The 2,437-nt window shown below is 68.9% G+C and carries 2 protein-coding genes and 1 pseudogene; 2 read left to right on the top strand and 1 reads right to left on the bottom strand.

Annotation, left to right across the window (positions count from 1 at the left end; genetic code table 11):
* Nucleotides 1-1,616: serine/threonine-protein kinase (locus I0Q12_RS32470; protein WP_231610347.1), on the bottom strand; the 1,616-nt coding region annotated here is incomplete at its 3' end.
* A gap of 139 nt (nt 1,617-1,755) precedes the next feature.
* On the opposite strand from I0Q12_RS32470, the gene I0Q12_RS09160 reads away from it, so the two are divergent.
* Both I0Q12_RS09160 and I0Q12_RS09155 read left to right on the top strand, forming a co-directional pair.
* Complete coding sequence (locus I0Q12_RS09160; protein WP_197251631.1) at nt 1,756-2,130, top strand: hypothetical protein; 375 nt, start codon at nt 1,756-1,758, stop codon at nt 2,128-2,130.
* A pseudogene (locus I0Q12_RS09155) lies at nt 2,124-2,437 on the top strand (SAM-dependent methyltransferase); the annotation flags it as partial. The gene I0Q12_RS09160 and the pseudogene I0Q12_RS09155, both read left to right, overlap by 7 nt.

Here is a 2,437-nt window from a genome sequence, read left to right as displayed (position 1 = left end):
CGCAGCTGGTCGGAGTCGATCTCGACGAGTTCGTCGCGAACACGCATGCGGCTCAGGGGGAGTCCGGACCTGCTTCGGCTGGTCACCACGATCTGCAGGTGGTGGCATCCTCGGTCGAGAAGAAAGTCCAGTGCGGCAACGGTTTCCGGTGACTCCACCCGATGCCAGTCGTCGATGACCAATGCCGTGCGCATGTCCTGCCGGTGCAGCTCGTCGATGAGTGCGCTGAAGACGTACCGCTCCGCCTCGTCGTCCGCGTGGCTTTCGAGGATCTCCGACAACAGCTGGGCCAGAGCCGGCCGCACCTGACGCAGCGCCTCGATGACGTGGGTGAGGAACCACACGACGTTGTTGTCGTCATGGTCGACGGCCAGCCACGCCACCGGAACGCCCTCCCCGGTGAGTACCTCACGCCACTGCGCCGCCAACGTCGACTTCCCGAATCCGGCAGGTGCGTGGATGGCCGTGAGCCTGCGGCGCTGCCCGGCTCGCAGCAGATCGATCAGCCGGGTGCGGGGCACGAGCTGACGTGTGGTCGAGGGAGGACGGAATCGGGTCGCCGGCGCCGTCGACGGTGTCGTCGCCCCCGACGTGCCGTACCGATGCGATCCGGTGGTGGGCATCGCTCCGGTGGGAATTCCGCCGGTTCGGTGCGTGGCGGAGCCGAGCGGAGGGCGGGCGGCCTGGCCGGGGTGGGTCGGCAACGCCATCTCGTCGACGTCGAGCGAGTGCGCCTCCTCGACCTGCCGAAGGATGTCACCGAATGCGAACGCCGTCTGCGGCCGGTTGTCCGGATCGGTGGCCATGCCCTGCTCGATTGCCGCGCACACGTCGTCGGGGATGCCCTCGCCACGCAGGTCCGGGATCGGTTCGGTGGTGATGCGCACGAACTGTGCCACCACTCGTTCGCCCTTGCGGCGCTCGAACGCCGCGTGCCCGGTCAGTGCGCAGAACAGCGTCGCGGACAGCGAATACACGTCGGAGGTCGCGGCGGGCGGTTTGCCCTCGAGGATCTCCGGTGCGGTGAACGCCGGAGATCCGGTGATCTCGCGCGACGTGGTGCGGAATCCGCCTGCGACCCGGGCGATCCCGAAATCGGTCAGCTGTGGCTCGCCGTACTCGGTGATGAGGATGTTCGCGGGCTTGACGTCGCGATGCAGGATGCCCGACCGGTGAGCGGTTTCCAGAGCGCCGGCGAGCTTGACCCCGATGCGCAGCACGTCCCGCCACGGCAACGGCCCGTGGCGGCGGATGCGGGCTTCGAGCGAGTCGTGGGGGTGGTAGTGCATCGCCAGGTAGGGCTGACCCCCCGGCGTCGAGCCGGCCTGCAGCACCGTCACGATGTGCGGATGTCCCGACAGGCGGCCCATCGCGCGCTGCTCGCGGAGGAAGCGTTCGAGATTCTCCGGTTCGAGTGTGGAAGCCAGGGCCTTCACCGCGACCGTGCGGTCGAGGTCCTCCTGGCGGCAGCGGTAGACGACCCCGAAACCTCCGCGACCTATCTCCTGCGGGTCCGCGAACCCGACTGCCTCCAGATCGCGCGCGGTGGCGTCCTCGTCGTCGGTGACGTCGAGGAACGGTGCTCGTTGCGTCTCGAGCGGATTCTGTTCGACCATCGCTGCAAACCGCCTCGCCCGGTTTCTCCAGGATAGTCGGGTCAGGTACCGCCCGGCGCTGATCCATCCAGCGGATTCGTTTACCGTGTTGCCGCCGGGACTACCGGAAAACGACACTGCGACCAGAAGTGGGACATAGATGAAGAAGACTCTCGCGGCGCTGTTGGGTGCAGGTGCAGTCCTGCTTGCGGCGGCGTGCGGATCCTCCGACGAGGGGTCCGACTCGGCCGGCGACACCACCGCGGCCACCACCACGACCAGCGCGGCGGCCGCCGCCGGCGATTCCGGCGCCACCGGGTCCACCGGGGTCGAGCTCGGCCAGAGCTACGACGAGATCTGCACCGCGATGCTGCCGTACTTCGAGCAGCTCGAGGGCTGGGGACAGGACCGCGCGGAGGCCGCCAAGTCCGTCGCCGACGCCCAGCAGATGCTCCCGGGCTGGGAGGGCCTCTCCGAGGACCAGAAGGCCGACACGCTCCGCGCCATCGAGAACGCCGGCAAGGGCGAGTGCTGATCGACTGCCAGGAGTTGTTCGCCAGGTTGCGGCGCTTCCCCGACGTGGAAGCGCCGAACCTGGTTGCCGTGGATGCCGCCGATCGGCTGCTCCTCGACGAAGCCGGCGCCGCGCTCGCCGCGGCGCCGGCGGGCACCTTCGTGGTCGTCGACGACCAGTACGGTGCCCTCACGCTCGGTGCCGCCGTGCGATACGGCAGCACCGGTATCCGTGTCCATCAGGATTCGGTGGTGGGGGAGCGGGCACTGGCCGCCAATGCCGACCGCGAAGGCCTCACCGACCACTACACCCGGCACGGCCTCGACGC

The organism is Rhodococcus sp. CX (genome assembly GCF_015865005.1).
Lineage (GTDB): Bacteria > Actinomycetota > Actinomycetes > Mycobacteriales > Mycobacteriaceae > Rhodococcus.
This window is presented reverse-complemented; position numbering and strand designations above follow the sequence as displayed.